Source organism: Mycoplana rhizolycopersici (assembly GCF_013378445.1).
GTDB classification, from domain to species: domain Bacteria; phylum Pseudomonadota; class Alphaproteobacteria; order Rhizobiales; family Rhizobiaceae; genus Mycoplana; species Mycoplana rhizolycopersici.
On sequence record NZ_JABXYK010000001.1, the window covers coordinates 480,762 to 504,315 of the forward strand.

25 protein-coding genes are annotated in these 23,554 nt (G+C 60.6%); 13 read left to right on the plus strand and 12 right to left on the minus strand.

Features of this window, described 5'->3' with window-relative positions:
- Window positions 1-18 precede the first annotated feature (18 nt).
- The 7 genes from HV823_RS02125 to hemE all read right to left on the minus strand — a co-directional run bounded on the left by HV823_RS02125 (window position 19) and on the right by hemE (window position 7,972).
- Window positions 19-813: a ParA family protein gene (locus HV823_RS02125; protein ID WP_176948088.1), complete on the minus strand. Its 795-nt coding sequence runs from the start codon at window positions 811-813 to the stop codon at window positions 19-21.
- Window positions 814-825: 12 nt separating this feature from the next.
- On the minus strand, window positions 826-1,461 hold the full coding sequence (locus HV823_RS02130; RefSeq protein WP_210270660.1) for a 16S rRNA (guanine(527)-N(7))-methyltransferase RsmG: 636 nt from the start codon (window positions 1,459-1,461) through the stop codon (window positions 826-828).
- Window positions 1,458-3,338 carry a tRNA uridine-5-carboxymethylaminomethyl(34) synthesis enzyme MnmG gene (gene mnmG / locus HV823_RS02135; protein ID WP_176948089.1) on the minus strand — a complete coding sequence of 627 codons (1,881 nt, stop codon included), beginning with the start codon at window positions 3,336-3,338 and terminating at the stop codon, window positions 1,458-1,460. The genes HV823_RS02130 and mnmG overlap by 4 nt, the downstream gene beginning before the upstream one ends.
- Window positions 3,339-3,432: 94 nt before the next feature.
- Window positions 3,433-4,746: a tRNA uridine-5-carboxymethylaminomethyl(34) synthesis GTPase MnmE gene (mnmE, locus tag HV823_RS02140; RefSeq protein ID WP_176948090.1), complete on the minus strand. Its 1,314-nt coding sequence runs from the start codon at window positions 4,744-4,746 to the stop codon at window positions 3,433-3,435.
- A 201-nt stretch (window positions 4,747-4,947) separates the two neighbouring features.
- The gene (rho, locus tag HV823_RS02145) at window positions 4,948-6,213 is read right to left on the minus strand and encodes a transcription termination factor Rho (RefSeq protein ID WP_176948091.1); all 1,266 of its coding nucleotides are present in this window, start codon (window positions 6,211-6,213) and stop codon (window positions 4,948-4,950) included.
- A 188-nt stretch (window positions 6,214-6,401) separates the two neighbouring features.
- Window positions 6,402-6,941: a protoporphyrinogen oxidase HemJ gene (hemJ, locus tag HV823_RS02150; protein WP_176948092.1), complete on the minus strand. Its 540-nt coding sequence runs from the start codon at window positions 6,939-6,941 to the stop codon at window positions 6,402-6,404.
- Entirely contained in the window at window positions 6,938-7,972 is a 1,035-nt protein-coding gene (hemE, locus tag HV823_RS02155; protein WP_176948093.1) for a uroporphyrinogen decarboxylase, read from the minus strand. Before hemE ends, hemJ begins: the two co-directional genes overlap by 4 nt.
- A gap of 402 nt (window positions 7,973-8,374) precedes the next feature.
- Between hemE and HV823_RS02160 the strand changes: the two genes are divergently transcribed.
- From HV823_RS02160 to dnaQ, 5 genes are read left to right on the plus strand one after another with little or no spacing between them, the layout of a single operon-like run.
- The gene (locus HV823_RS02160; RefSeq protein ID WP_176948094.1) at window positions 8,375-9,196 is read left to right on the plus strand and encodes a pyruvate, phosphate dikinase/phosphoenolpyruvate synthase regulator; all 822 of its coding nucleotides are present in this window, start codon (window positions 8,375-8,377) and stop codon (window positions 9,194-9,196) included.
- Between the two features lie 31 nt (window positions 9,197-9,227).
- Window positions 9,228-9,839: a Maf-like protein gene (locus HV823_RS02165; protein WP_176948095.1), complete on the plus strand. Its 612-nt coding sequence runs from the start codon at window positions 9,228-9,230 to the stop codon at window positions 9,837-9,839.
- Window positions 9,832-10,692 (plus strand): shikimate dehydrogenase, encoded by an 861-nt coding sequence (locus HV823_RS02170; protein WP_176948096.1) that lies wholly within the window; start codon window positions 9,832-9,834, stop codon window positions 10,690-10,692. The genes HV823_RS02165 and HV823_RS02170 overlap by 8 nt, the downstream gene beginning before the upstream one ends.
- Complete coding sequence (gene coaE / locus HV823_RS02175; RefSeq protein ID WP_176948097.1) at window positions 10,689-11,288, plus strand: dephospho-CoA kinase; 600 nt, start codon at window positions 10,689-10,691, stop codon at window positions 11,286-11,288. The genes HV823_RS02170 and coaE overlap by 4 nt, the downstream gene beginning before the upstream one ends.
- The gene (dnaQ, locus tag HV823_RS02180; protein WP_176948098.1) at window positions 11,281-12,003 is read left to right on the plus strand and encodes a DNA polymerase III subunit epsilon; all 723 of its coding nucleotides are present in this window, start codon (window positions 11,281-11,283) and stop codon (window positions 12,001-12,003) included. The genes coaE and dnaQ overlap by 8 nt, the downstream gene beginning before the upstream one ends.
- Before the next feature lie 60 nt (window positions 12,004-12,063).
- On the opposite strand, the gene secB is transcribed toward dnaQ, so the two are convergent.
- Together secB and HV823_RS02190 are read right to left on the minus strand one after the other, a co-directional pair.
- The gene (secB, locus tag HV823_RS02185) at window positions 12,064-12,549 is read right to left on the minus strand and encodes a protein-export chaperone SecB (RefSeq protein ID WP_176948099.1); all 486 of its coding nucleotides are present in this window, start codon (window positions 12,547-12,549) and stop codon (window positions 12,064-12,066) included.
- Window positions 12,550-12,639: 90 nt separating this feature from the next.
- Window positions 12,640-13,098, minus strand: a complete 459-nt coding sequence (locus HV823_RS02190; protein WP_176948100.1) for an FxsA family protein — start codon at window positions 13,096-13,098, stop codon at window positions 12,640-12,642.
- A 193-nt stretch (window positions 13,099-13,291) separates the two neighbouring features.
- On the opposite strand from HV823_RS02190, the gene HV823_RS02195 reads away from it, so the two are divergent.
- The 5 genes from HV823_RS02195 to gyrB all read left to right on the plus strand — a co-directional run bounded on the left by HV823_RS02195 (window position 13,292) and on the right by gyrB (window position 18,621).
- A complete protein-coding gene (locus tag HV823_RS02195; protein ID WP_176948101.1) occupies window positions 13,292-13,996 on the plus strand; it encodes a Tim44/TimA family putative adaptor protein in 705 nt (234 codons plus the stop codon).
- An 11-nt stretch (window positions 13,997-14,007) separates the two neighbouring features.
- Window positions 14,008-15,123 carry a murein transglycosylase A gene (gene mltA / locus HV823_RS02200; RefSeq protein WP_176948102.1) on the plus strand — a complete coding sequence of 372 codons (1,116 nt, stop codon included), beginning with the start codon at window positions 14,008-14,010 and terminating at the stop codon, window positions 15,121-15,123.
- Entirely contained in the window at window positions 15,110-15,679 is a 570-nt protein-coding gene (locus HV823_RS02205; RefSeq protein ID WP_176948103.1) for a Smr/MutS family protein, read from the plus strand. The genes mltA and HV823_RS02205 overlap by 14 nt, the downstream gene beginning before the upstream one ends.
- Entirely contained in the window at window positions 15,676-16,056 is a 381-nt protein-coding gene (locus HV823_RS02210) for a helix-turn-helix domain-containing protein (protein WP_176948104.1), read from the plus strand. Before HV823_RS02205 ends, HV823_RS02210 begins: the two co-directional genes overlap by 4 nt.
- 132 nt (window positions 16,057-16,188) lie before the next feature.
- The gene (gene gyrB / locus HV823_RS02215; protein ID WP_176948105.1) at window positions 16,189-18,621 is read left to right on the plus strand and encodes a DNA topoisomerase (ATP-hydrolyzing) subunit B; all 2,433 of its coding nucleotides are present in this window, start codon (window positions 16,189-16,191) and stop codon (window positions 18,619-18,621) included.
- A 96-nt stretch (window positions 18,622-18,717) separates the two neighbouring features.
- Here gyrB and HV823_RS02220 read toward each other — a convergent pair whose 3' ends face one another.
- Both HV823_RS02220 and HV823_RS02225 read right to left on the minus strand, forming a co-directional pair.
- Complete coding sequence (locus tag HV823_RS02220; protein WP_176948106.1) at window positions 18,718-19,317, minus strand: nitroreductase family protein; 600 nt, start codon at window positions 19,315-19,317, stop codon at window positions 18,718-18,720.
- Between the two features lie 95 nt (window positions 19,318-19,412).
- The gene (locus HV823_RS02225; protein ID WP_176948107.1) at window positions 19,413-19,703 is read right to left on the minus strand and encodes a DUF2218 domain-containing protein; all 291 of its coding nucleotides are present in this window, start codon (window positions 19,701-19,703) and stop codon (window positions 19,413-19,415) included.
- A gap of 168 nt (window positions 19,704-19,871) precedes the next feature.
- On the opposite strand from HV823_RS02225, the gene HV823_RS02230 reads away from it, so the two are divergent.
- Together HV823_RS02230 and HV823_RS02235 are read left to right on the plus strand one after the other, a co-directional pair.
- Window positions 19,872-20,252 (plus strand): winged helix-turn-helix transcriptional regulator, encoded by a 381-nt coding sequence (locus HV823_RS02230; protein WP_176948108.1) that lies wholly within the window; start codon window positions 19,872-19,874, stop codon window positions 20,250-20,252.
- Window positions 20,253-20,273: 21 nt separating this feature from the next.
- Complete coding sequence (locus HV823_RS02235) at window positions 20,274-21,227, plus strand: glutathione S-transferase family protein (protein WP_176948109.1); 954 nt, start codon at window positions 20,274-20,276, stop codon at window positions 21,225-21,227.
- 12 nt (window positions 21,228-21,239) lie between these two features.
- Here the strand turns inward: HV823_RS02235 and HV823_RS02240 are convergent, their stop codons facing one another.
- The gene (locus HV823_RS02240) at window positions 21,240-21,836 is read right to left on the minus strand and encodes a nitroreductase family protein (RefSeq protein WP_176948110.1); all 597 of its coding nucleotides are present in this window, start codon (window positions 21,834-21,836) and stop codon (window positions 21,240-21,242) included.
- A gap of 189 nt (window positions 21,837-22,025) precedes the next feature.
- Here HV823_RS02240 and gabD point away from each other — a divergent pair, with 189 nt between their 5' ends.
- The gene (gene gabD / locus HV823_RS02245; RefSeq protein ID WP_176948111.1) at window positions 22,026-23,480 is read left to right on the plus strand and encodes an NADP-dependent succinate-semialdehyde dehydrogenase; all 1,455 of its coding nucleotides are present in this window, start codon (window positions 22,026-22,028) and stop codon (window positions 23,478-23,480) included.
- Window positions 23,481-23,554 lie beyond the last annotated feature (74 nt).

A 23,554-nucleotide genomic window follows, 5' to 3' on the forward strand; every position in this document is an offset into this window, starting at 1 on the left:
TACTACTTCCGATAACAGTTATGCCGCTTTTCGCTGCCGCTCGCGCTGGATCACTTCGGAGGCCAGTTGCAGATAGGCCTGACTGCCGGCGCACTTGAGATCATAGAGGATCGCAGGCTTGCCGTAGGACGGGGCCTCCGAAACACGGACATTACGCGGGATCAGCGTATGATAGACCTTCTCGCCTAGATGCGTACGAACGTCATTGACGACCTGGAGCGCGAGATTGTTGCGCGAATCGTACATGGTCAGCACGATCCCCTGAATGTCCAGCGACGGATTGACCGTCCGGCGGATCTGGTCGACCGTCTCGAGCAACTGGCTCAGCCCCTCCAGCGCAAAGAACTCGCATTGTAACGGCACCAGAACGGAATGTGCGGCCGTCATCGCGTTCATGGTCAACAGATTAAACGACGGCGGGCAGTCCACGAGGATATAGGAGTACTGTGCCGCCTCTTCGGAAAAGAGGGCGCGACGCAGACGGAAGACCCGATCGCTTTCGCCGGCAATCTCCATTTCGATACCCAGAAGATCCATCGTCGAAGGCAGGATCGAGAGATTGGGGACAGCCGTCTGCTGCACAATATCGAAAATCCCGTGCGTCCCCATCAATAGATCATAGGAGGACAGTTTGCGATCCCGCCGATCGATGCCCAACCCGGTACTGGCATTGCCCTGCGGATCCAGATCGACGATCAGCACGCTTTCGCCAATGGCAGCCAACGCCGTCGCGAGATTGATCGCGGTTGTGGTCTTGCCGACGCCGCCCTTTTGGTTGGCGATAGTGATAATTCTGTTGGAATGGCTTGCCATATGGATCCGCCGTCACTGACCGCTGCGCGAAAGCCCCGTTATCTCCAGCACGACAGAATCATGCTCAACGACGCTCTGGTGTTTTATCAGATCGAATGCCCACTCACCACGGGCTTTGTCCACTTCGATCTGGTAATCCCGCCCTTTGTGAAAGAAAGCACGGCAAGCCTTGTTGCGATTCATCCATGGCGACGCGTATTTCAGGAGAAGCGGGAGCTCGGCCAGCGCCCTGGCTGATATGGCATCGCAATCGGTGACGACGTCCGGCGATGCCTCAATGCGGATCGGATGGACGCTGGCTCGCGCACCGGTTTCCCCGATCGCCTGGCGCAAAAATGCAGCCTTCTTGTTGTTGCTCTCGATCAGGTGAACCCAACCACCACCGGCCTCATGCAGAAGAATGGCCGTAATGATGCCCGGAAAACCACCGCCACTGCCCAGATCGACCCATGTCAACGGCTGGGGTGAAAGCGAAAAAATCTGGGCACTGTCCCGGATATGCCGGGCGCCAAAGTCCTGCAATGTCGATGGCGCCACGAGATTGATGGTTCGCGCCCACTTGTCGAAAAGCAGAATAAATGTTCGCAAGCGCTCTTCCGTTTCACGTGAAACATTCAAGTCGCCAAGCGAGATATCCTCAACTTTCATCGGGCAATACCTTGGCCTTTGGCAAGTTCATGTGTCTCCGCTCGTCTTAGAGCGGCCAGCAGAAGCGAAATAGCAGCCGGCGTCATCCCGTCGATACGCGACGCTTGCGCAACATTCGCCGGACGATCACGATTGAGCTTCACACGCAATTCATTCGACAAGCCGGGCAGGTCATCGAAACTGAACTCGACCGGAATCATCCGCTGCTCTTCTCGTTGCACGTCAGCAATATCGCTGGCCTGGCGATTCATATAGACGGCATAGCCAGCCTCGATCTCCAAAGCTTCACGTGTGCGGTCTGGGATAGCAGCCAGCTCTGGCCAGATCGGCGCCAGCGTGGCGATGGAGTGCTCACTGTAGGACAACAAGTCGTAGGCGCTTCGACGCTGCCCATCTTGATTGAGACGGATACCATATTGCTGCGCCTGGCTTGGTGTAACTGACAGCGACTGCGCCAAGTCACGGAAGTGTCCCAGCTCTACCTGCCAGCCAGAAAACCGCGATCGCCGTTCATCCGTCACGATGCCAAGCTCGATCCCGATCGGCGTCAGTCGCAGGTCCGCGTTGTCCGCGCGCAATGACAGTCGATACTCGGCGCGCGAGGTAAACATCCGGTAGGGCTCTGCCACGCCCCGCGACGTCAGATCATCGATCATCACGCCGATATAGCTGTTCGTACGGCTGAAATGATAGGGAGCCTGACCGCCAACCTTGCGTGCGGCATTGACGCCGGCAACCAAACCCTGTGCTGCCGCTTCCTCGTAACCTGTAGTTCCGTTGATCTGGCCGGCCAGGAAGAGGCCGGGCATTTTTGTCACTTCCAGTCCGAGCGACAGTTCGCGCGGATCAACGTGATCATATTCGATTGCATAACCAGGCTGCAGGATCTCCACATTCTCCAGTCCGGGAATCGTGCGGATGAACGCGGCCTGCACCACAGCTGGCAGCGACGTGGAGATACCGTTCGGATACACGGTGTCGTCGTCCAAGCCTTCTGGCTCCAGAAAGATCTGATGCCCGTCTCGTTCTCCGAAACGGACAATCTTGTCCTCGATAGACGGGCAGTAACGCGGACCTACCCCTTTGATCTGGCCGGAGTACATGGCGGACTGCCCAATATTCTCCTCGATGATCCGGTGCGTTTCCGCCGTGGTGCGCGTCACGCCACACTCGATCTGCGGATTTGTAATCCTATCCGTCATGAACGAGAACGGTACCGGGTCGTCATCAGCGGCCTGGCGCCCGACCCTGTCCCAAGCAATCGTCTTACCGGAGAGGCGTGCCGGCGTTCCCGTTTTTAACCGGCCGAGGCGCAAACCGAGCCGCGACAGCGTCTCGGAAAGCCCCAAGGATGGCTGCTCGCCGACTCGTCCGGCCGGTGTGGTTTCGCTTCCGAGATGAATAAGGCCACGCAGGAAAGTCCCCGTCGTCAGCACGACGGCCGCACAGGGGATGCGGCGGCCATCCTTGGTGATGACCGCGGCGATCTGATTTCTTTCGATCTCGATGTCGTAGGCGTCACCCTCGATGACGTCGAGATTGGCGGTCGCTTCAATTTCTGCCTGCATCGCCGTGCGGTAGAGCCGACGATCGGCCTGCGTGCGCGGTCCGCGGACTGCTGGTCCTTTACGGCGGTTCAGCAGACGAAACTGGATTCCGGCGCGATCGGCCACGCGTCCCATCAATCCGTCCAGCGCATCCACTTCTCGCACGAGATGTCCCTTGCCAAGGCCACCGATGGCGGGATTGCAGGACATAACGCCGATCGTTTGCCGCGAATGGGTTAGCAACGCCGTGCTGGCTCCGGCGCGCGATGCTGCGGCCGCCGCTTCGCAACCTGCATGCCCGCCGCCGATGACGATGACATCATATCTCATGCTGCATGTCCGTTTATCTGGTGGGTCGATGAATCGTTTCACGTGAAACGTTAAAACTCGACTCGCTTTCGTTGCATTACATGTTTCACGTGAATCATTTGCCGATGCAGAATTCGGAAAAGATCACGTCGAGCAGGTTCTCGACGTCGACACGTCCCGTTATACGCCCGATCTCAGTCGCTGCCACCCGGAGCCATTCTGCCTGCAATTCCAGGTCGTCACTTATCTGTAGAGCGTTCTCAATTGCCCTGACCGCCTCATTAAGCGTCTCATTGTGCCGTTGCCGTGAGGGGATTGCAAAGGCTGACGCGTCCGTCAAATCCGGCAATCTCGACCTAACACATGCAAGTAGCAGGTCAATACCCGCACCGGTCAGCGTCGATATAGCAATCTCACCGTCCCTCGGCACACGCCCTATGCCGATATCCTGTTTGGTGAAGACGCGGATAGTCTGAGCACTGGTACCCTCCGCGGGTATCGTTCCTTCTTCGGGTCCGACGAGATGAAGCACCAGATCCGCTGTTTCGACTGCAGCTTTGGCGCGACGAATGCCCTCACGCTCGACAAGTTCGGTCGTCTCGCGAATACCGGCGGTGTCGACCAGTCTAACTGCGAAGCCGTCGAGATCTAGATCGACCGAAACAATATCGCGGGTCGTCCCCGGAATATCCGTCACGATCGCCACGTCACGATTTGCGAGGTAGTTGAGCAGGCTCGACTTTCCGACATTCGGAGATCCGGTAATTACCACGGTCAAGCCGTCCCGAATAATTTCGGCCGTGCGGCTCCCGCGCAGGTGCTTGCGCATCACAGATGCAAGATCTTCCAGGTCCGCTCTAATGGTGTGACCGATCGCGCCCGGTATGTCGTCCTCGTCGGCGAAATCCAGTTCCGCTTCGATCATCGCGCGCGCATGTGTCAGGCGTCTAGCCCATGCACCGTAGAGATTCGACAGTCCGCCAGAAGCATGTTCAATGGCAAGCCGGCGCTGCATTTCGGTCTGCGCGGCAACAATATCCGCCAGCCCCTCGATCTCGACCAGATCAAGCTTGCCGTTATGAAACGCACGTCGACTGAATTCGCCCGGATCAGCAGCGCGCAGGCCGGGTAGGTCGCCAAGTTCATCGAGAACCGCACGTACCGTGGCTCGCCCACCATGGACATGCAGTTCTGCAGAGTCTTCACCCGTAAATGACGCCGGCCCGGGAAAATAGATCACGAGACCTTGATCGAGCAGAAGACCGTTTCGGTTTCGAATCGATCTTAGGCTTGCCTTCCTTGCAGGAGGCAGAGCGCCGGCGATCGTTTCAACGGCGCCTGCACATTGGGGTCCACTGATGCGCACGACAGCAACGCCGGACGGAAGCCCGCCGCTCGAAAGCGCGAAGATTGTGTCGTTGCTGACCATATTTCACCAGAGGCATCCAGGCCGGGCAGTATCCACATCTGCCGCCATGGCCGACCGAGCGCGTCGATACAACATTGGCGCGGCCCAGTCCAGTTTTGCCTGCATTAGGATAGGAGACACCACGCGTCCTCAAATAGAAAACGGCGAAGCGCCCTTAGAGGTGCTTCGCCGTATTCATGCGAATCCGGATAAGAATCCGGCTTATGTATTCATCGACTCGAAGAAGTCGCCGTTGTTCTTCGTCTGCTTCAGCTTGTCGATGAGGAATTCGATGGCATCCGTCGTTCCCATCGGCGCAAGAATCCGGCGCAGTACGAATATCTTCTGCAGATCCTGACGCGGTACGAGCAGGTCTTCCTTACGGGTGCCCGACTTCAGGATGTCCATTGCCGGGAAGATCCGCTTATCGGCAACCTTGCGGTCGAGGACGATTTCGGAGTTGCCAGTGCCCTTGAATTCTTCAAAGATCACTTCGTCCATGCGGCTGCCAGTGTCGATCAGCGCGGTGGCAATGATCGTCAGCGAGCCGCCTTCCTCGATATTGCGCGCCGCACCGAAGAACCGCTTCGGACGCTGCAGCGCGTTGGCGTCCACGCCGCCGGTCAGAACCTTGCCCGATGACGGAACGACCGTATTGTAGGCCCGTCCGAGGCGGGTGATCGAGTCGAGCAGGATAACCACGTCACGGCCGTGCTCGACCAGACGCTTGGCCTTCTCGATGACCATCTCGGCCACCTGCACGTGGCGCGTGGCGGGCTCGTCAAACGTTGAGGACACCACTTCGCCCTTCACCGAGCGCTGCATGTCGGTCACTTCTTCCGGACGCTCATCGATCAGAAGGACGATCAGATAACATTCCGGGTGGTTGGCAGTGATCGAGTGGGCGATGTTCTGCAAAAGAACCGTCTTGCCTGTACGTGGCGGCGCGACGATCAGCCCGCGCTGACCCTTGCCGAGCGGGGCAACCAGGTCGATGACACGCGACGAAAGGTCCTTCGAAGTCGGAACTTCCAGCTCCATCTTGAAACGCTCATTCGGATAAAGCGGCGTCAGATTATCGAAGTGGACCTTGTGGCGGATCTTTTCCGGATCGTCGAAATTGATCGTGTTTACCTTCAGCAGCGCGAAGTAGCGCTCGCCCTCCTTCGGACCCCGGATCGGGCCTTCGACGGTGTCGCCAGTTTTCAGCGAAAACCGTCGGATCTGCGAGGGGGAGATGTAGATATCATCCGGGCCGGGAAGATAGTTCGCATTGGCGGAGCGAAGGAAGCCGAAGCCATCCTGAAGCACTTCGACCACGCCCTCGCCGATGATTTCCGTATCTTGCGCGGCCAGCATCTTCAGGATTGCGAACATCAGCTCCTGCTTGCGCATCGTGCTGGCGTTCTCGACCTCGAGTGATTCGGCAAAGGCCAGAAGATCGGTCGGCGTCTTATTTTTCAGTTCTTGAAGCTTCATTTCAGCCATGAAGGGGGGACCATGCGTAATTTCAGGATGGGGATTGGCGTGCGAGTCAAGACTGAGCTGCAGGGGGAGCAGTTCACGAAGCAGGTACACATGCCACGAGAGATGAGATGTTGCGAAAATAGCGCTTCATTGCCACGCCCGCAAGGGGCTCCGAAAATTTCCCCGTTGGGACCCGCATAGCGCTCGCCTCAGAACGGCTTGACGACGACGAAAATGACGATCGCCACCATCAGGAGCGCCGGCATCTCGTTGAGAAAACGCCAGCCCCGCGGGCTGATACGGTTCTCGTCGCGGCTGAAGGCCCTGACAGAACGGCCAAGGAAGACATGAAATCCGGTCAGAACCAGGACGAAGGCCAACTTTGCATGCAGCCAGCCTCCGTGGAAGCCGTAGACCGACCAGGCGAGATAGAGGCCGAGAACCCAGCTCAGCATCATGGCCGGGTTCATGATGACGAAATAGAGGCGGTTCTCCATCGTCTTGAAGGTTTCCGCAGCATCCGATCCAGCCGCAGCGTCGGTGTGATAGATGAACAGGCGCGGCAGGTAGAGCAGGCCGGCCATCCAGGAGATGACGGCGACAACGTGAAACGCCTTGATCCAGAGATAGAGGTCGTCCGGCGGATGGGCGATCAGCATCGCTGCAATCGCAGCGAAGACAACGATGACGGATACGGCGCGGATCGCCGCGCGCCGACCGGCCCGTCGGCCCGTCTGCTGCTCGCTCACGAGCGGTAGCTCCGAACACGCTGCACGAGGTCGGCAACGTTGGCCGGGTCGGCCTGAGGGGTGATCCCGTGGCCGAGATTGAAAATCAGCGGGCCGTTTCCAAGTGCAGACAGGATCGCATCGATGCCCTCGTGCAAAGCGGCGCCACCGGCAACGACGCGCTGCGGGTCGAGATTGCCCTGTATCGGTCCGTCCTTCTGCAATTCCACCGCCATCGAAAGTGGGATGGTCCAGTCCAGGCCGATCGCATCGGCGCCGGTCTGCTGGCGGTATTCGCGCAGGAACAAACCCGCTCCCTTGGCGAAGGCAATGATCTTTGCCTGCGGACGCGCGGCCCGGACTATATCGACGATGCGCCGTACCGGCTTGACGGCGTAGGCAGCAAATTCATGCTCGCCAAGCACGCCTGCCCAGGAATCGAAGATCTGCACGGCGTCCGCCCCGGCATCGATCTGTGCGATCAGGTATTCGGCGGATTTCTCGGCCAGGATATCGAGCAGCAGTGCGAACGTTTTTGGCTCCTTATAGGCGAAGAGCCGCGTCGGCGCCTGATCCGGCGTACCCTGTCCGGCAATCATATAGGTCGCAACGGTCCAGGGCGCGCCACAGAAGCCCAGCAGGGCCGTCTCCTGCGGCAATTCCTTGCGAAGGCGTCCGACCGTCTCGATCACCGGTGCCAGGTGCTCCATCACCCCCAGCTTTGAAAGAGGCGGTATCTCGTCCGGTGTCAGCGGCTGCAATCGCGGTCCATGCCCCTCTTCAAACCGAACCTGTCGTTTCAAGGCATCCGGAATGACGAGGATGTCGGAGAAGAGAATGGCAGCATCGAAGCCGTAACGCCGGATCGGCTGCAAAGTCACTTCGACAGCGTGATCGGGCGAATAACAGAGATCAAGGAAGCTGCCGGCTTTGGAACGCGTCTCGCGATATTCCGGCAGATAACGCCCGGCTTGGCGCATCAGCCACACTGGTGGGGGAGACACGGTCTTCCCGTTCAGAACCTCGACAATCTTCCGCGTTCCGCTCGCCACCGCTGCGGCTCCTCTAATCAAAGAAATCTATATTGAAGAGGTTTCTATTTCTTAGAGTCGGTGACTATCAAGGATTAAATTCCGTCCACATCTTTCCCGGACGAAGTGGGAACGATCCTGCAGACCGCAAAAAAAACGCAGCTGAACGAAGGGTTGCGGGATATCTGAAATAATCCTTTTATTTCAAAATCTTCGTTTAATCCTCGTTTTTGCTATCCTGTGGACAATGTGAGGATTTGCGTGACAGAATGTCGCCGCGGCGGAGTTGTCCACATCGCCACTGGAAATCGATCCCGCAAAAACCGAATTGTGGAAAAATCGAGACTTTTCCACGGGGGTGGGTCGCGAGGCGGATTCTTCGGTCATCCTATCCCACCCTATCAACAGCCTGCCGAGGATCATGTGGAGAACCCCAAAAACTACTTTCACCTGCATCTGATCTCCGATTCGACGGGTGAGACGCTGATTGCGGCGGGGAGGGCCGCGGCTGCCCAATTCCAGGCGTCGCAGGCGCTCGAACACGTCTACCCCCTCATTCGTAATCGAAAGCAGCTGACACCGGTCCTCGACGCGATCGACAGTGCGCCGGGCATCGTGCTCTACACGATCGTCGACCGGGAGCTTTCCGCCATCATAGATCAGCGCTGCCGCGAGATGGGGCTGCCCTGTGTGTCCGTGCTTGAGCCCATCCTTGACGTCTTTCAGTCCTATCTCGGTGCGACCTCTCGTCGTCGGGTGGGGGCGCAACACGTGATGGACGCGGAATATTTCGCCCGTATCGAGGCGCTCAACTTCACCATGGATCACGACGACGGTCAGCTGCCGGCCGACCTGGAGGAGGCGGATGTCATTCTGGTCGGCATCAGCAGGACGTCGAAGACGCCGACCAGCATTTATCTTGCCAACCGCGGCATCAAGACGGCGAACATTCCGATCGTCCTCGACGTGCCCCTGCCGGAACGTCTCTCCCAGGTGGCTCGCCCGCTGGTGGTGGGGCTTATTGCGACGACCGATCGCATCGCCCAGATACGTCACAACCGCGTCCTCGGTGCTGCGAAGGATTTCAAGGGCGAGGACTACACTGACAGGGCGCAGATCGCCGAGGAGCTGAAATACGCGCGCATGCTCTGCGCGCGCAACAATTGGCCCGTAATCGACGTCACGCGTCGTTCCATCGAGGAGACCGCTGCAGCAATTGTTGCCCTGAGACCGAAGCTTCGGTAAGCCCTCAGACCCAAAGACCAAGAGCTTCGCCATGACAGTGCCGCAGAAACACCGCCTCATCCTCGCCTCGCAAAGTCCGTTCAGGAAGATGCTGATGGAAAACGCCGGACTGACGTTCGACGCCTTTTCGCCAGAAATCGACGAACGTGCAATCGAAAGCGAACTGGAACGGCAGGCACCGTCGCCCGCAGATGTCGCCCTGCATCTGGCAGAGGCGAAGGCAACGGCGGTATCCGTGCGCCATCCGGGAAGACTGGTGATAGGTTCCGACCAGACGCTGTCGCTGGCCGATCGGGTGTTTCACAAGCCGGAAGGCATTTTGGGGGCGAGAGAGCACCTTCTTGCCCTGTCAGGCAGGACCCACGCGCTGAACAGCGGCGTGGTGATCGCTGTGGGCGGAGAGGTGGCTTGGCGTCACGTCTCCACCGCCAGTCTGACAATGCGTCCCTTGAGTGCGGACTTCATCGATCGCCACCTGGCACGGGTGGGGGAACGCGTGTTGGGCAGCGTCGGGGCATACCAGTTGGAAGGCGAGGGCATACAGCTGTTCGAGAGGATCGAGGGTGACTATTTCACCATCATCGGCCTTCCGATGTTGCCGCTCCTGGCGCAACTGAGATCGATGGGGGCGATCGATGCGTGATTCACGTGAAACATTTGTTAACTATGCCTTCGTGGTCGGGCATCCGATCAAGCATTCCCGCTCGCCTCTGATCCACGGCCATTGGTTGGAGAAGTTTGGGATTGCAGGAAGCTACAGGCCGATCGACGTCACCCCCGCCGCATTTCCCGATTTCGTCGCAAGCCTCAGAGGGGAGGACCGCGCCTTTGTCGGCGGCAACGTCACGATCCCGCACAAGGAGGCAGCATTTCAGCTCGTCGATCGACCTGATGCGCTCAGCGAAGAGCTTGGCGCCAGTAACACGATCTGGATCGAAGAGGGCAGGCTGCATGCGACCAACACCGATGGTCACGGCTTCGTTTCCAATCTGGACGAGCAGGCCTCGGGCTGGGACCGCATCGATCGAGCGGTCGTTTTCGGCGCCGGCGGCGCAAGCCGGGCAATTCTGCAGGCCTTGCGTAACCGTGGCATCAGTGAGATCCACGTCCTGAACCGCACGGTTGGGAGAGCGCAGGAACTCGCAGACCGCTTTGGCTCAAGGATATATGCACATCCGATGGAAGCGCTTCGCGAAGTGATGAGCGGAGCCGGCCTCTTCGTGAACACGACCTCGCTAGGTATGGACGGCGACGCGGCGCCGGACATCGACTTCAGCGGGCTGGTGCCCGGCGCGATCGTCACCGACATCGTCTACGTGCCATTGAAGACGCCGTTCCTCGTCCAGGCGGAACGCCAGGGCTTAGCCACCGTCGATGGGCTGGGAATGCTGCTGCATCAGGCAACGCCCGGCTTCGAAAAGTGGTTCGGCGTCCGGCCGACAGTGGATGCCGCGTTGCGCCAGGTCATCGTCGACGACATGGAGCGGCACGGATGATCATCGTCGGGCTGACAGGATCGATCGGGACCGGCAAGTCGACGACGGCCGGCATGTTCCGTGATCTGGGCGTGCCCGTGCATGATGCGGATGCGGCCGTACACGAGCTCTATGCGAACGAGGCGGTCGGGCCGGTCGGCGAAGCATTTCCGGCAGCGATCGTATCCGGCGCCGTCGATCGCAAGGCGCTGGCAGCCGAACTGGCCAAAAGCCCGGATGGTTTCAACCGTCTGGAACGGATCATTCACCCGCTCGTCCGGCAGAAGGAGGCAGCCTTTCTGGAGGCGCAACGCACGGCCGGAACTCGTCTTGTCGTGCTTGACATTCCGCTGCTGTTCGAGACCGGAGGCGAGCGGCGGGTGGATAAGGTCGTCGTCGTCAGTTGTTCGCCCGACGTGCAGAGGCAGCGTGTGATGGCCCGTCCGGGCATGACCGAGGAAAAATTCGCCATGCTTTTGTCACGGCAGCTGCCGGATGTCGAAAAGCGGGCGCGTGCGGATTTTGTGGTCAACACGGACAACGGGCTTGATGCGGCGCGCGAACAGGTGAAACAAATCCTCGGCACACTCATTCAGGAAAGCGACGCCGATGCGTGAGATCATCTTCGATACGGAAACCACCGGCCTCGACAGTCGCTCCGACCGCGTCATCGAAATCGGCGGGGTCGAGCTCGACAATCATTTTCCGACCGGGCGCACTTTCCATGTCTATATCAATCCGGGCGACAAGAAGGTGCATCCGGACGCGTTGGCCGTTCATGGGATCACTGACGAGTTCCTGAAGGACAAGCCTCCCTTCGCAGAAATCGCCGAGGACCTGCAGTCCTTCTTTGCAGATGCCCGTTGGGTGGCCCACAATGCCACCTTCGACATGGGCTTCATCAACGCGGAGTTCGAGCGTCTCGGAATTCCACCGGTGCCAGCTGACCGCGTGACGGACACGCTGGCGCTGGCGCGTCGCAAGCATCCGATGGGGCCGAACTCGCTCGATGCGCTCTGCCGGCGCTATGGCATCGACAATTCGCATCGGACAAAACACGGCGCACTCCTCGACTCCGAGCTTCTGGCCGAGGTCTACATCGAAATGATCGGCGGCAGGCAGGCCGCCCTCGGGCTTGGCGTCGCCGAACAGCGTGAGCGGCTGGACCAGGCGGATGGCGAGGAGATTGTCCTGCCGATCGAACAGCGCCCAAGACCCTTGCCGCAGCGAATCAGCGAAATCGAGATTTCCGCGCATGCGGCAATGGTCGAGAAGATGGGCGACAAGGCGATCTGGCTGAAATACCGGCCTGAACCCGGAGACCAGGACTGAAAGCCCAAACGAAAAACGCCCGGCAGAACCGGGCGTTTTCAGTTTCCATCCTGTGACGGATCAGTTGGTGTTGCCGGCGACCTTGGCCTTCAGCTGCTCTTCGGCCATGCGCTGCTGGAACATCTGCGCAAAATCGATGGGGTCGATCATCAGCGGCGGGAAGCCGCCGTTGCGGGTCGCATCGGCAATGATCTGGCGGGCGAACGGGAACAGCAGGCGCGGGCATTCGATGAAGAGAACCGGCAGCATGTGCTCCTGTGGGAAACCGGAGATGCGGAAGACGCCGCCATAAGCCAGTTCCGCGTTGAAAAGAACCTTGCCGTCGTCCTTGGCCTCGGCGTTCAGCGTCAGAACGACGTCGAATTCCGTTTCCGTCAGCGGATTGGCATTGACGTTCACGTTGATGTTGATCGACGGAGCCTTCTCGCGCGCCTGCAGCGAGCGCGGAGCGCCGGGGTTTTCAAAGGAAAGGTCCTTCACATACTGCGCCAGGATGTTGAGGGACGGGCTGGCCGCGTTGTTGGCCGCTTCGTTTTCGGTTGCCATTGTTCTTTCCTCGAGACGTAAAAATCGTGGCAGCCATCTAGCATTTCGACCGGGGGCTTACAACCCTGCCGGCCCTGGCGGGCATCGGCCTCAGCGCGGCTCGTCGCGATTATAATCGTCCGTGTCGAGATCGATCGTGCGCAGCTGTTGCGGACGCGACCCGCGAGGATCGGTCGAGGCCTCGAAATTGACGACGACGGCGCGCGCGGCAAGGCGGCGGGCAATGAAGGTGCGGACGAAGGGCACAAGCACCAGGATTGCGATGATATCCGTGAAGAACCCGGGCACGATCAGAAGCAGTCCGGCAAGCAGGACCATGGCGGTGTCGAAGAACTTCTCGGCTGGAAGGTCGCGCGGCAAGTTCTGTTGGCGTAGTTTGGACAAGGCCTGAAAGCCTTGCCTTCTCAGGATCGCCATTCCAATTACGGCTGAGGCGATGACGAGAAGAAGTGTTGCCAAAAGCCCGATCTGCCGCCCGACGATCACGAAGCCGGCGATTTCGATCAGCGGAAGAAGCAGGATGAGGATGGCGATGAAGATTCGTGTCATTGTCTGTTGCCTGACTGCATGGAAGGCTTACTTGTAGACCATGCCGGGTTCGCTTGTCTGCGCGCCATCGATGGTGGTCAAGGTTAAGTGATGGCCATTCGACCATCGGGTGCTCACGCGCATTTGAAGAATGTGCGTGAGCAGATTATATGGGGTGCAGATCAGAAAAGATGAACGGTGGTTCCGGACCGATATGGGCTCATTCGACTTTGTAACGATTTTCTTCCTTGTGGCGGCCGTTGTGATTTTCCTGCAGCTGCGCAATGTTCTCGGCCGCCGAACGGGGAATGAAAAGCCGCCCTTCGATCCCTATTCCCGTCGCGAGAACTCTGAGGGCGCGCCGGGGCCGGATCGCGGCAAGGTCGTGACCCTGCCGCGGCGCGATGGCGCGGACGGCGAAGAGGGCGCCTATGCCGTTGTCGATGCCTTTACGCCGACCGGAACACCGCTGAACGATTCCCTGCGCCGCGTGGTCGACGCCGACCCGTCCTTCGACCCGAAGGAATTCGTCAACGGTGCCAAGATGGCCTACGAAATGATTGTCGTGGCTTTTGCCGATGGCGATCGCAAGACCCTCAAGAACCTGCTTTCCCGCGAGGTCTATGAAGGGTTTGACGGAGCCATCAGCGAGCGCGAGGGCAAGGGCGAAGTGGTCAAGTCCAGCTTCGTCGGCATCGAGAAGGCCGATATCGTCAGTGCCGAGGTGAAGGACAACGAGATCAACATCACGCTGCGCATCATCAGCCAGTTGATTTCGGCGACCTACGACAAGGCAGGCGGCCTGATCGACGGCGATGCCGAAATGGTCGCGGAGGTCAACGACCTGTGGACCTTCGCCCGCGATGTCCGTTCGCGCGATCCCAACTGGAAGCTGATCGCCACCGAATCCGAAGGCTGATTGGCAAAACGATGGACTTCCGTCTGAAACCGGTCGCTTTTTCGGATCTGCCCGGATGGACGGAAGATGATCCCTCCGCGCTGTTCGGAGCGATGGCGCGCTGTCGCGATCACATCGTCGCCACCAAACCCTATCGCACAGGGCTGTTGGGAGTTGCTGCCGCGGATCTGCTTCCCGCGTTGAATGCGGCTGCAGGGACAACGCCTTCCGGGCCTTCGCAGGCCCGGGCCTTCTTCGAGGACTGGTTCCAGCCGTTCCTAATCGAGAACAGGCAGGGCGAAAGGGGCTTCGTCACGGCCTACTACGAGCCGGAAGTGGAGGTGCGAGGCAAGCCTGACGCCGACTTCCGCTATCCCTTCTACCGTCGCCCCGACGACATGGTCGACATGGACGACGCAAACCGGCCAGCAGGTTTCGACCCCTATTTCGCGTTCGGCCGCATGCGGGAGGGCAAGATCGAGGAATACCCCGATCGCCAGGCCATCGATCAGGGCCTTCTCGACGGGCGAAACCTCGAGATCGCCTATGCGCGCTCGAAGGTCGATGTCTTCTTCATCCACGTGCAGGGGGCTGCCCGGCTCCTTTACCCGGACGGCTCGGTGCGGCGCATAACCTATGCGGCCAAGACCGGCCATCGCTTTTCGCCGATCGGCAAGCTTCTGATCGAACGCGGTGAAATCGATCCAGCGACGGTGTCTATGGGGTCGATCCGGAGCTGGCTGGCGCGCAACCCGGATCGGATCGACGAGATCCTCTGGCACAACCGCTCCTACATCTTCTTCCGCGATGCCCAGGTGGACGATGCAGAGCTGGGCCCGGTCGCTGCGGCGAAGGTTCCGATCGTCGCCGGCCGTTCGCTCGCCGTCGATCGCCTGATCCACACCTTCGGCACGCCTTTCTTCATCCGCAGCGACAGCCTGACACATATGGACGGCGGCATGCCGTTTGCCAGAACCATGCTGGCGCTTGATACCGGCTCGGCGATCGTGGGCGCAGCCCGCGGCGACATCTTCACCGGGTCCGGTGACGCCGCCGGTGAGTTGGCCGGCAACGTCCGCGACGCCGCCGACTTCCACATTTTTGTTCCCAGGTCGATCGCCGAGAGATTTCGCCATGGCGAGGGATAAGTCGCTCAGCGCCGAGGACCGCATCCTCTGGGGCAAGGTCGCACGAAGCGCCAAGGCACTCCCGGGCCGGATGGAGGAACTGAAGACGCTCGAGGCCCTGTTCGCTCCGGAACCTGAAGCCGCTTTGCCGGCTGAGGATGTCGGGACACTGAAGAAGGATGCTTCCGAGAACGGTGGAATCCGGATAACGAATGCCGGCAAGGGTGAGCGCCAGCATCATCCGCTGGAACGTCCGGTCCGGCGCAAGCTGGCAAAAGGCCGGCTGGCCCTGGAAGCGCGTATCGACCTGCACGGCATGATCCAGAGCGAAGCGCATGGTCTGCTGCTGAGCTTCATGATCCAGGCGCACGCGCGCGGGATGCGCCATGTGTTGGTGATCACCGGCAAGGGCGCGTCGATTGGAAGTGACGGGGCCTTGAAGCGCGCCGTGCCGCTCTGGTTCTCGCTGCCGGAATTCAGGCCGCTGATTTCATCCTATGAGCCGGCGGCGCGCAATCATGGCGGCGAGGGTGCATTATATGTGCGGCTGGCGCGGGCGAAGGGGGCGCACGAATGACCACCCCGTTTGGCGTTGCGGTGCGTCACCTGCGCTCCAGGAAAGGCGTCACGCAGAAGGATATGGCCGTGGCGCTCGGCGTCTCTCCGGCCTACCTGTCGGCGCTCGAACACGGGCGGCGCGGGTTGCCGAGTTTCGAGTTCCTGCAGCGGGTGGCCGGTTACTTCAACATCATCTGGGATGAGGCGGAGGAGCTTTTCCGCATCGCCCGGATTTCCGACCCGAGGATCACCGTGGATACGGCCGGCCTGCCACCCGAATACACGGCCTTTGCCAACCGCCTCGCCGTCGAAATCGGCAATCTGCCGCCCGAGACGATCAGGCGGCTGGCCGGGATACTGGAAAAGGCCTGCAGTTCGCGCCGGAAATCGCCGTGATCCCCTGATTTCTGCCGCTATTGGCGGTCACACGGTTTGGAGAAACGAGGCGAAATCCCTATATTCGTCAAGCTGGAAAACCGGTGATTCGCCGTTTCCCACTTCTTCAGGAACGCTGGAAAGACACCCCGTATGACTGACATCACCGAGACCGACAACGGCCCGGCCGAGTATGGCGCAGATTCCATCAAGGTGCTCAAGGGCCTTGATGCCGTGCGCAAGCGTCCCGGCATGTATATCGGCGACACGGACGACGGGTCCGGCCTGCACCACATGGTCTATGAAGTCGTGGACAATGCGATCGATGAAGCGCTGGCCGGTCATGCGGATCTCGTGACGGTGACGCTGAACGCGGACGGTTCCGTCACCGTGACCGACAATGGCCGCGGCATCCCGACCGACATTCACAAGGAAGAAGGCGTCTCGGCTGCCGAGGTCATCATGACCCAGTTGCATGCCGGCGGAAAGTTCGACCAGAACTCCTACAAGGTCTCCGGCGGCCTGCATGGCGTTGGCGTTTCGGTGGTGAACGCTCTGTCGGTGTCGCTGAAGCTGAAGATCCGCCGCGGCGGGAACATCCACGAGATGAGCTTCACGCACGGCGTTGCCGACGGACCGCTCGTCGTGACCGGCAAATGCGGCGACGAGACCGGCACTGAAGTCACCTTCCTTCCGAGCACCGAGACCTTCTCCAACGTCGATTTCAACTACCAGACGCTGGAGCATCGCCTTCGCGAACTGGCATTCCTGAATTCCGGAGTCCGCATCCTCTTGACCGATCGGCGTCACTCGGACGTCAAGCAGGACGAATTGATGTATGACGGGGGCCTGGAAGCCTTCGTCAGCTATCTCGACCGCGCCAAGAAGCCACTGGTTGCAAAGCCCGTCTCCATTCGCGGCGAACGCGACGGAATTACGGTCGAAGTCGCCATGTGGTGGAACGACAGCTACCACGAGAACGTGCTGTGCTTCACCAACAACATCCCCCAGCGCGACGGCGGCACGCATCTTGCCGGCTTCCGCGGGGCGCTGACGCGTCAGGTTGTCTCCTATGCCGAGAGCTCGGGCATCCTGAAGAAGGAAAAGGTCTCACTGACGGGTGACGATTGCCGCGAAGGCCTCACCGCCGTACTCTCCGTCAAGGTGCCGGATCCGAAGTTTTCCTCGCAGACGAAGGACAAGCTCGTGTCCTCCGAGGTCCGGCCGGTCGTCGAAAGCCTCGTCAACGAGGCGTTGAGCCACTGGCTCGAGGAACACCCTTCCGACGCCAAGGTGCTGGTCGGCAAGGTGGTCGAGGCGGCCGCGGCCCGCGAGGCGGCGCGCAAGGCGCGCGAGCTGACCCGCCGCAAGGGCGCGCTCGACATTTCTTCGCTGCCCGGCAAGCTCGCCGATTGCTCCGAACGGGATCCGGCCAAGTCGGAGCTCTTCCTTGTGGAGGGCGATTCGGCCGGCGGGTCGGCCAAGCAGGGCCGTTCCCGCGAAAACCAGGCCATCCTGCCCTTGCGCGGCAAGATCCTCAACGTCGAGCGTGCACGCTTCGACAAGATGCTCTCAAGCCAGGAAATTGGCACGCTGATCACCGCGCTCGGCACGTCGATCGGCAAGGACGAGTTCAATCCGGAGAAGCTGCGCTATCACAAGATCATCATCATGACGGACGCAGACGTCGACGGCGCCCACATCCGTACGCTGCTTCTGACCTTCTTCTTCCGGCAGATGCCGGACCTGATCGAGCGAGGCCACCTCTACATCGCCCAGCCGCCGCTCTATAAGGTCGCCCGCGGAAAGTCGTCGCAGTACCTGAAAGACGAAAAGGCCCTGGACGATTACCTGATCGCTGCCGGTCTGGACGACGCGACGCTGGAGCTTGGTTCCGGCGAAGTGCGTGCCGGACAGGATATGCGCGAGGTCATCCAGGACGCGTTGCGCCTGCGCGCGCTGCTCGAAGGGCTTCATTCGCGCTACAGCCGCGCCATCGTCGAACAGGCCGCGATCTGCGGGGCGCTCAATCTCGAACTCAGCCACAATCGTGAAGCCTATGCGGATATGGCCGAGCAGGTTGCCCGCCGTCTGGACCTGATCGCCGAGGAAACGGAGCGCGGGTGGACCGGCACCGTTGCTTCCGACGGCGGCCTGAAGTTCGAACGGACCGTGCGCGGTGTGAAGGAATTCGCCCATCTCGACATGGCGCTCATCGGTTCTTCCGACGCCCGCCACATCGATCAGCTGACCGTCCGGCTGAAGGATATCTACGCCGTTCAGCCAAAGCTGCGGCGCAAGGATGTGGAGGTCGAGATCAGCGGGCCCCGCGCCCTGCTCGACGCGGTCTTCGCTTCCGGCCGCAAGGGGCTGAGCCTGCAGCGCTACAAAGGTCTCGGCGAGATGAATGCCGAACAGCTCTGGGAAACGACCCTTGACCCGAACGTGCGCTCGCTCCTGCAGGTGCGTGTTGCGGACGCGACCGACGCCGATGGCCTGTTCTCGCGCCTCATGGGTGACGAAGTGGAGCCTCGCCGCGAGTTCATCCAGGAAAATGCGCTGAGCGTTGCAAACCTCGACATCTGAGGCGGCGCCGCTGTTGCGGCCTGATCCAGTGTCGGAATCCGGATAATGAAATAGCCCCGCGACACTGTCGCGGGGCTATTTCTTTCGTCATGGCACCTACTTGCTCGTGAAAGTGCCGTTAAAGACGACTTCCGACAACGGCCGGCGCGGACTCGGCGTTTCGCGCGCCTGCAAGAACTCCGGCAGCTTGGACTTGTCGCCGATGCGGCCGACCACGGCGGCGGCCTCCACGCGATAACCTTCGGGCAGCTGCAGGATTTCCCTGGCCTTGTCGAAGTGGATGCCGGTCATGCCATGGGCCTGATAGCCGGAAAGCTGCGCCTGAAGCGACAGTGCGCCCCATGCGGCGCCGGTATCGAAGGAATGACTGTAGGAGAGGCCTTCTTCGCTGGCACCGGGCGCCAGGAAATGCGACTTGGAGACGATGATGATCAGAGCGGAAGCATCCTTGGCCCAGCTCTGGTTGAAATCGTTCAGGATCGGGAACAACTTGTTCCACTCCGGGGTATCGCGCAGCGCATAGATAAAGCGCCAGGGCTGCGAATTGTAGGCGGACGGCGCCCAATGGGCCGCCTCGAGGATTGCGAGCACATCGCTTTCCGGCATCGTCTCGCCACTGTAGGCGCGCGGGGACCAACGGTTCAGGAAGAGGGGATCGATCGCGTGGTCGGCTTTGCGGCTATTGGCAGCAGTCATGGTAGGTCCTTTCAGGAAGTCGGCCGGTCTGGGAGAAGGAAACTGGCCGTTGGGGCCGCGCGCGTAGATCCGCGCCGGATAGGTTGGAAAAAGCGTTAGCTGGGTTTATTCCAGCTGATTCCCAACTCCTCGCGAAAGGCGAAGCGCTTGAGATGATCGGCAACAACGCCTTCGAGCCGTTCGGTCGAACCATTGCCGGGGACCTTGAGGGTCATCGTCAACTGGTTTGCGTCGGCCGACAGGCGCAGGAACTGTTCGTCGCCAAATGGCACGTAGCCGGCCGCCGTATCGAACTCCACCGGGAATTTGTGGCTCCAGTGTTTGCAAAGCTGCTGCAGGTACCGGCTGGCGTTTGAGGTCTCGACCCGTGCGATCGATGAAGTCATTCAGGTACTCTCCGGCCCGGACCGCGCAATTGCGCGCGTGGCAATATCGGTTCATATTTGAACCAGGTCCATATTTGGACATACATAACTGCACTTGAAAATTTGACAAGAAGTCATCGTTCCAGTTCCTGGTCACACGGATGTGACTATCGGCAAGGGAGGAAAGTGATGGGTGCGAAGGCAGCAAATCGGCATATGAACGGCAACTGTCCGATCAGGGATGTGCTTGACCGTATTGGCGACCAGTGGAGCACGCTCGTGCTGGAAGCGCTCGCCGACGAAACTCTGCGCTTCAACGAATTGAAACGAGCGATCGGCGACGTCTCCCAGCACATGCTGGCGCGAACGCTCCGACGACTGGAACAGGATGGGCTCGTTTCGCGAACCTTCTACCCGGTCATTCCGCCGCGCGTCGACTACGCGCTGACGCCGCTCGGCCGGTCTCTGCTGGAGCCGATCCGGGCGCTGACCGGCTGGGCTCGCGCCAATCACGCTTCGATCATCGCCGCACGCGACCAATATCGCGAGCGCGTGTCAGTTGAAACTTAGGACAGGACGAAAGGTACACCCATGCTGGTGGATGGAAAATGGACAGCCGACTGGCAACCGGTCCAGGCGAAGGACGAAAAGGGTGGCTTCGTCCGCCAGATCTCCGGCTTTCGCAACTGGGTGACGCCGGACGGTGCGCCGGGACCGACTGGTGAGGGCGGCTTTGCCGCGGAGCCGGACCGCTACCATCTCTACGTCGCCTATATCTGCCCCTGGGCGTCCCGTACGCTGATCGGCCGCAGCCTTAAGGGCCTCAAGGATGTGATCGGCGTTTCTGTGGTGGAGCCGGCGCTTACGCGGGAAGGCTGGCGCTTCGGCGACTATCCCGGATCGACCCCGGACGCTGTCAATGGCGTGACCTACATGCACGAGCTCTATACCCGCGCCGATCCACACTTTACCGGTCGCGCCACGGTGCCCGTGCTCTGGGACAAAAAGCGCGCCACCATCGTCAACAACGAGTCTGCAGATATCCTGCGGATGATGAATGACGGGTTCGGCGCGTTCGCGTCGAGCGAGCTCGACCTCTATCCCGAAGCGTACCGCGCCGCGATCGATGCCTTCAACGAGCGCATTTATCCCAGTCTCAACAACGGCGTCTATCGCGCCGGCTTTGCCACCACGCAGCTCGCCTATGAGGAGGCGTTTCTCGAAGTGTTCGCGACGCTGGACCGGGTCGATGGAGAACTGGGCGACAGGCGCTTTCTTTTCGTCGATCACCCGACAGAAGCCGACATCCGGCTGTTCGTGACGCTCGTTCGCTTCGACGCCGCCTATCATGGGTTGTTCAAGTGCAATCTGCGCAGGATCGCGGACTATCCGCGCCTGCGCCGCTTCGTGCGGCAGATGTACGATTGGCCGGGCATCGCGGAGACGGTCAATCTGGACCACATCAAGCGGGGCTACTACTCGATCGCCTCGCTCAATCCGAGCGGCATTGTCCCCGTAGGACCGGCGCAGGAGCTGCTGTTCTGACGTCGTATGTCTTCAGTCGGGCCTGAACACGCCCTCGAACGCAAAGGAGGAGACAGGGTTGCGCTGGCTTGGAACTTCACGAGCCTGCAGGTCGTCCGGCAGCGTGTCCTTCGAAGCAATCCTGCCGATCGCAAGCCCGGCCTCCACCCGGTATCCTTCCGGGACCTTGAGGTCTGAGACTGCCTTGTCCCGGTCGATTCCGGCCATGGCGTGCACGTGATAGCCGGTAAGGGTCGCCTGCAGCGCCAGCGCGCTCCAGGAAGCCCCGGTGTCGAAGGCATGCGTATAGGCAGGACGCATCTCGCCTGTGGCTGTGCGGTTGTGGGTCTTCGACAGGATGACGGCCAGCACCGAGGCATTCGGCGTCCAGCGCCGGTTGCCCTCGTCGAGCGTGTCGAGAATGGTCTTGAAGGCTTGCGTGCCGCGATGGGCGTAGACGAACCGCCACGGCTGGCGATTGCTGGCCGAGGGAGCCCAGCGCGCGGCCTCGAAGAGCCGCAGCAGATCCTCCTGCGGCATCGCCTCGCCCGTGAAGGCACGAGGCGACCAGCGCAGAAGGAAAACAGAATCGATATCGTGATCGGCGCGACGGCCGTTGATCTCTTGCATGAAGCGTCCCGCGTTCGAATCGGCTGAAGGAAGAATGCGCCGATGACCGGATGATGTCGACGCACGAGTAGCGCCGCCCGCCGTGAACCGGCATGCAAATTTCGTCACTCAGCCGCAGCCGAGATTGTCCTCATGCGTGCAAACGGCCTATAACCTCGCCAACGAATTCATAACATGGGAGACGCTGCTATGAGCCTGAATGATACGACCCTCCTCCGCCAGGCGGCCCTGGTCGGCACACGGTGGATCGAGGCGGACCCGAAGAGTGGAATTGCGGTGAAGAACCCTGCGACCGGCGAGCTCGTCGGCTACGTTCCCAAGCTCGGTGCGGCGGAGACGAAGGAAGCGATCGCGGCAGCCGAAACGGCACAGAAGGAATGGGCGGCCCGTACGGCCAAGGAGCGCTCGGTCATCCTGCGCAAGTGGTTCGAGCTGATGATGGCCAATCAGGACGATCTCGGCCGGATCCTGACGATGGAACAGGGCAAGCCGCTTGCCGAGGCGAAGGGTGAGATCGCCTATGGTGCAAGCTTCATCGAGTGGTTTGCAGAAGAAGGGCGCCGCGTCTACGGCGACATCATCCCGGGTCACCAGAAGGACAAGCGCATCCTGGTGATGAAGCAGCCCATCGGCGTCGTCGCTGCCATCACGCCCTGGAACTTCCCCAACGCGATGATCACGCGCAAGGCCGGTCCGGCCTTCGCCGCCGGCTGCGCCATGGTGCTCAAGCCGGCGTCGCAGACGCCTTTCTCGGCCATCGCGATCGCTGTTCTCGCCGAGCGGGCGGGTTTTCCCGCAGGCCTTTTCTCTGTTGTGACCGGCTCGGCCCGCGAGATCGGCGCTGAAATGACCGCCAATCCGGTGGTGCGCAAGCTGACCTTTACCGGATCGACGGAAGTTGGCGCAGAGCTCTACAAGCAAAGCGCGCCGACCATCAAGAAGCTCGGCCTCGAGCTCGGCGGCAATGCGCCCTTCATCGTGTTCGACGACGCCGATCTCGATGCGGCGGTCGAAGGCGCGCTGATTGCCAAGTTCCGCAACAACGGCCAGACCTGCGTCTGCGCCAATCGGCTCTATGTCCAGGAAGGCGTCTATGATGCGTTCTCCGAAAAGCTTGCTGCCGCCGTCGGCCGGCTCAAGACCGGCAATGGTTTCGATGAGGGCGTCATTCTCGGTCCCCTGATCGATCAGGCGGCGCTGGCGAAGGTCGAAGAGCATGTGTCAGACGCGGTGTCCAAGGGCGGACGCGTCGTCCAGGGCGGCAAGCGGCATGCACTTGGCGGCACCTTCTACGAAGCGACGGTGCTTGCCGACGTGACGCCCGACATGGCAGTTGCGCGCGAGGAAACCTTCGGGCCGGTCGCACCGCTGTTCCGCTTCAAGGACGAGGCGGACGTCATCGCCCAGGCCAACGACACCGAGTTCGGGCTTGCCTCCTATTTCTATGCCAAGGACCTTGCCCGCGTGTTTCGGGTTGCCGAGGCGCTGGAATACGGCATGGTCGGCGTCAACACCGGGCTGATCTCGACGGCCGAAGCACCCTTTGGCGGTGTCAAGCTTTCCGGCCTCGGACGCGAGGGGTCGAAGTACGGCATCGAGGAGTTCACCGAGATGAAGTATGTCTGCCTCGGTGGTATTGCCTGAGCGGCTGATCCAGGATCCGCCGGAAATCTTCCGGCGGACGATAGCACAAGCCGACCCAAGGGAGGGTTCGAGCC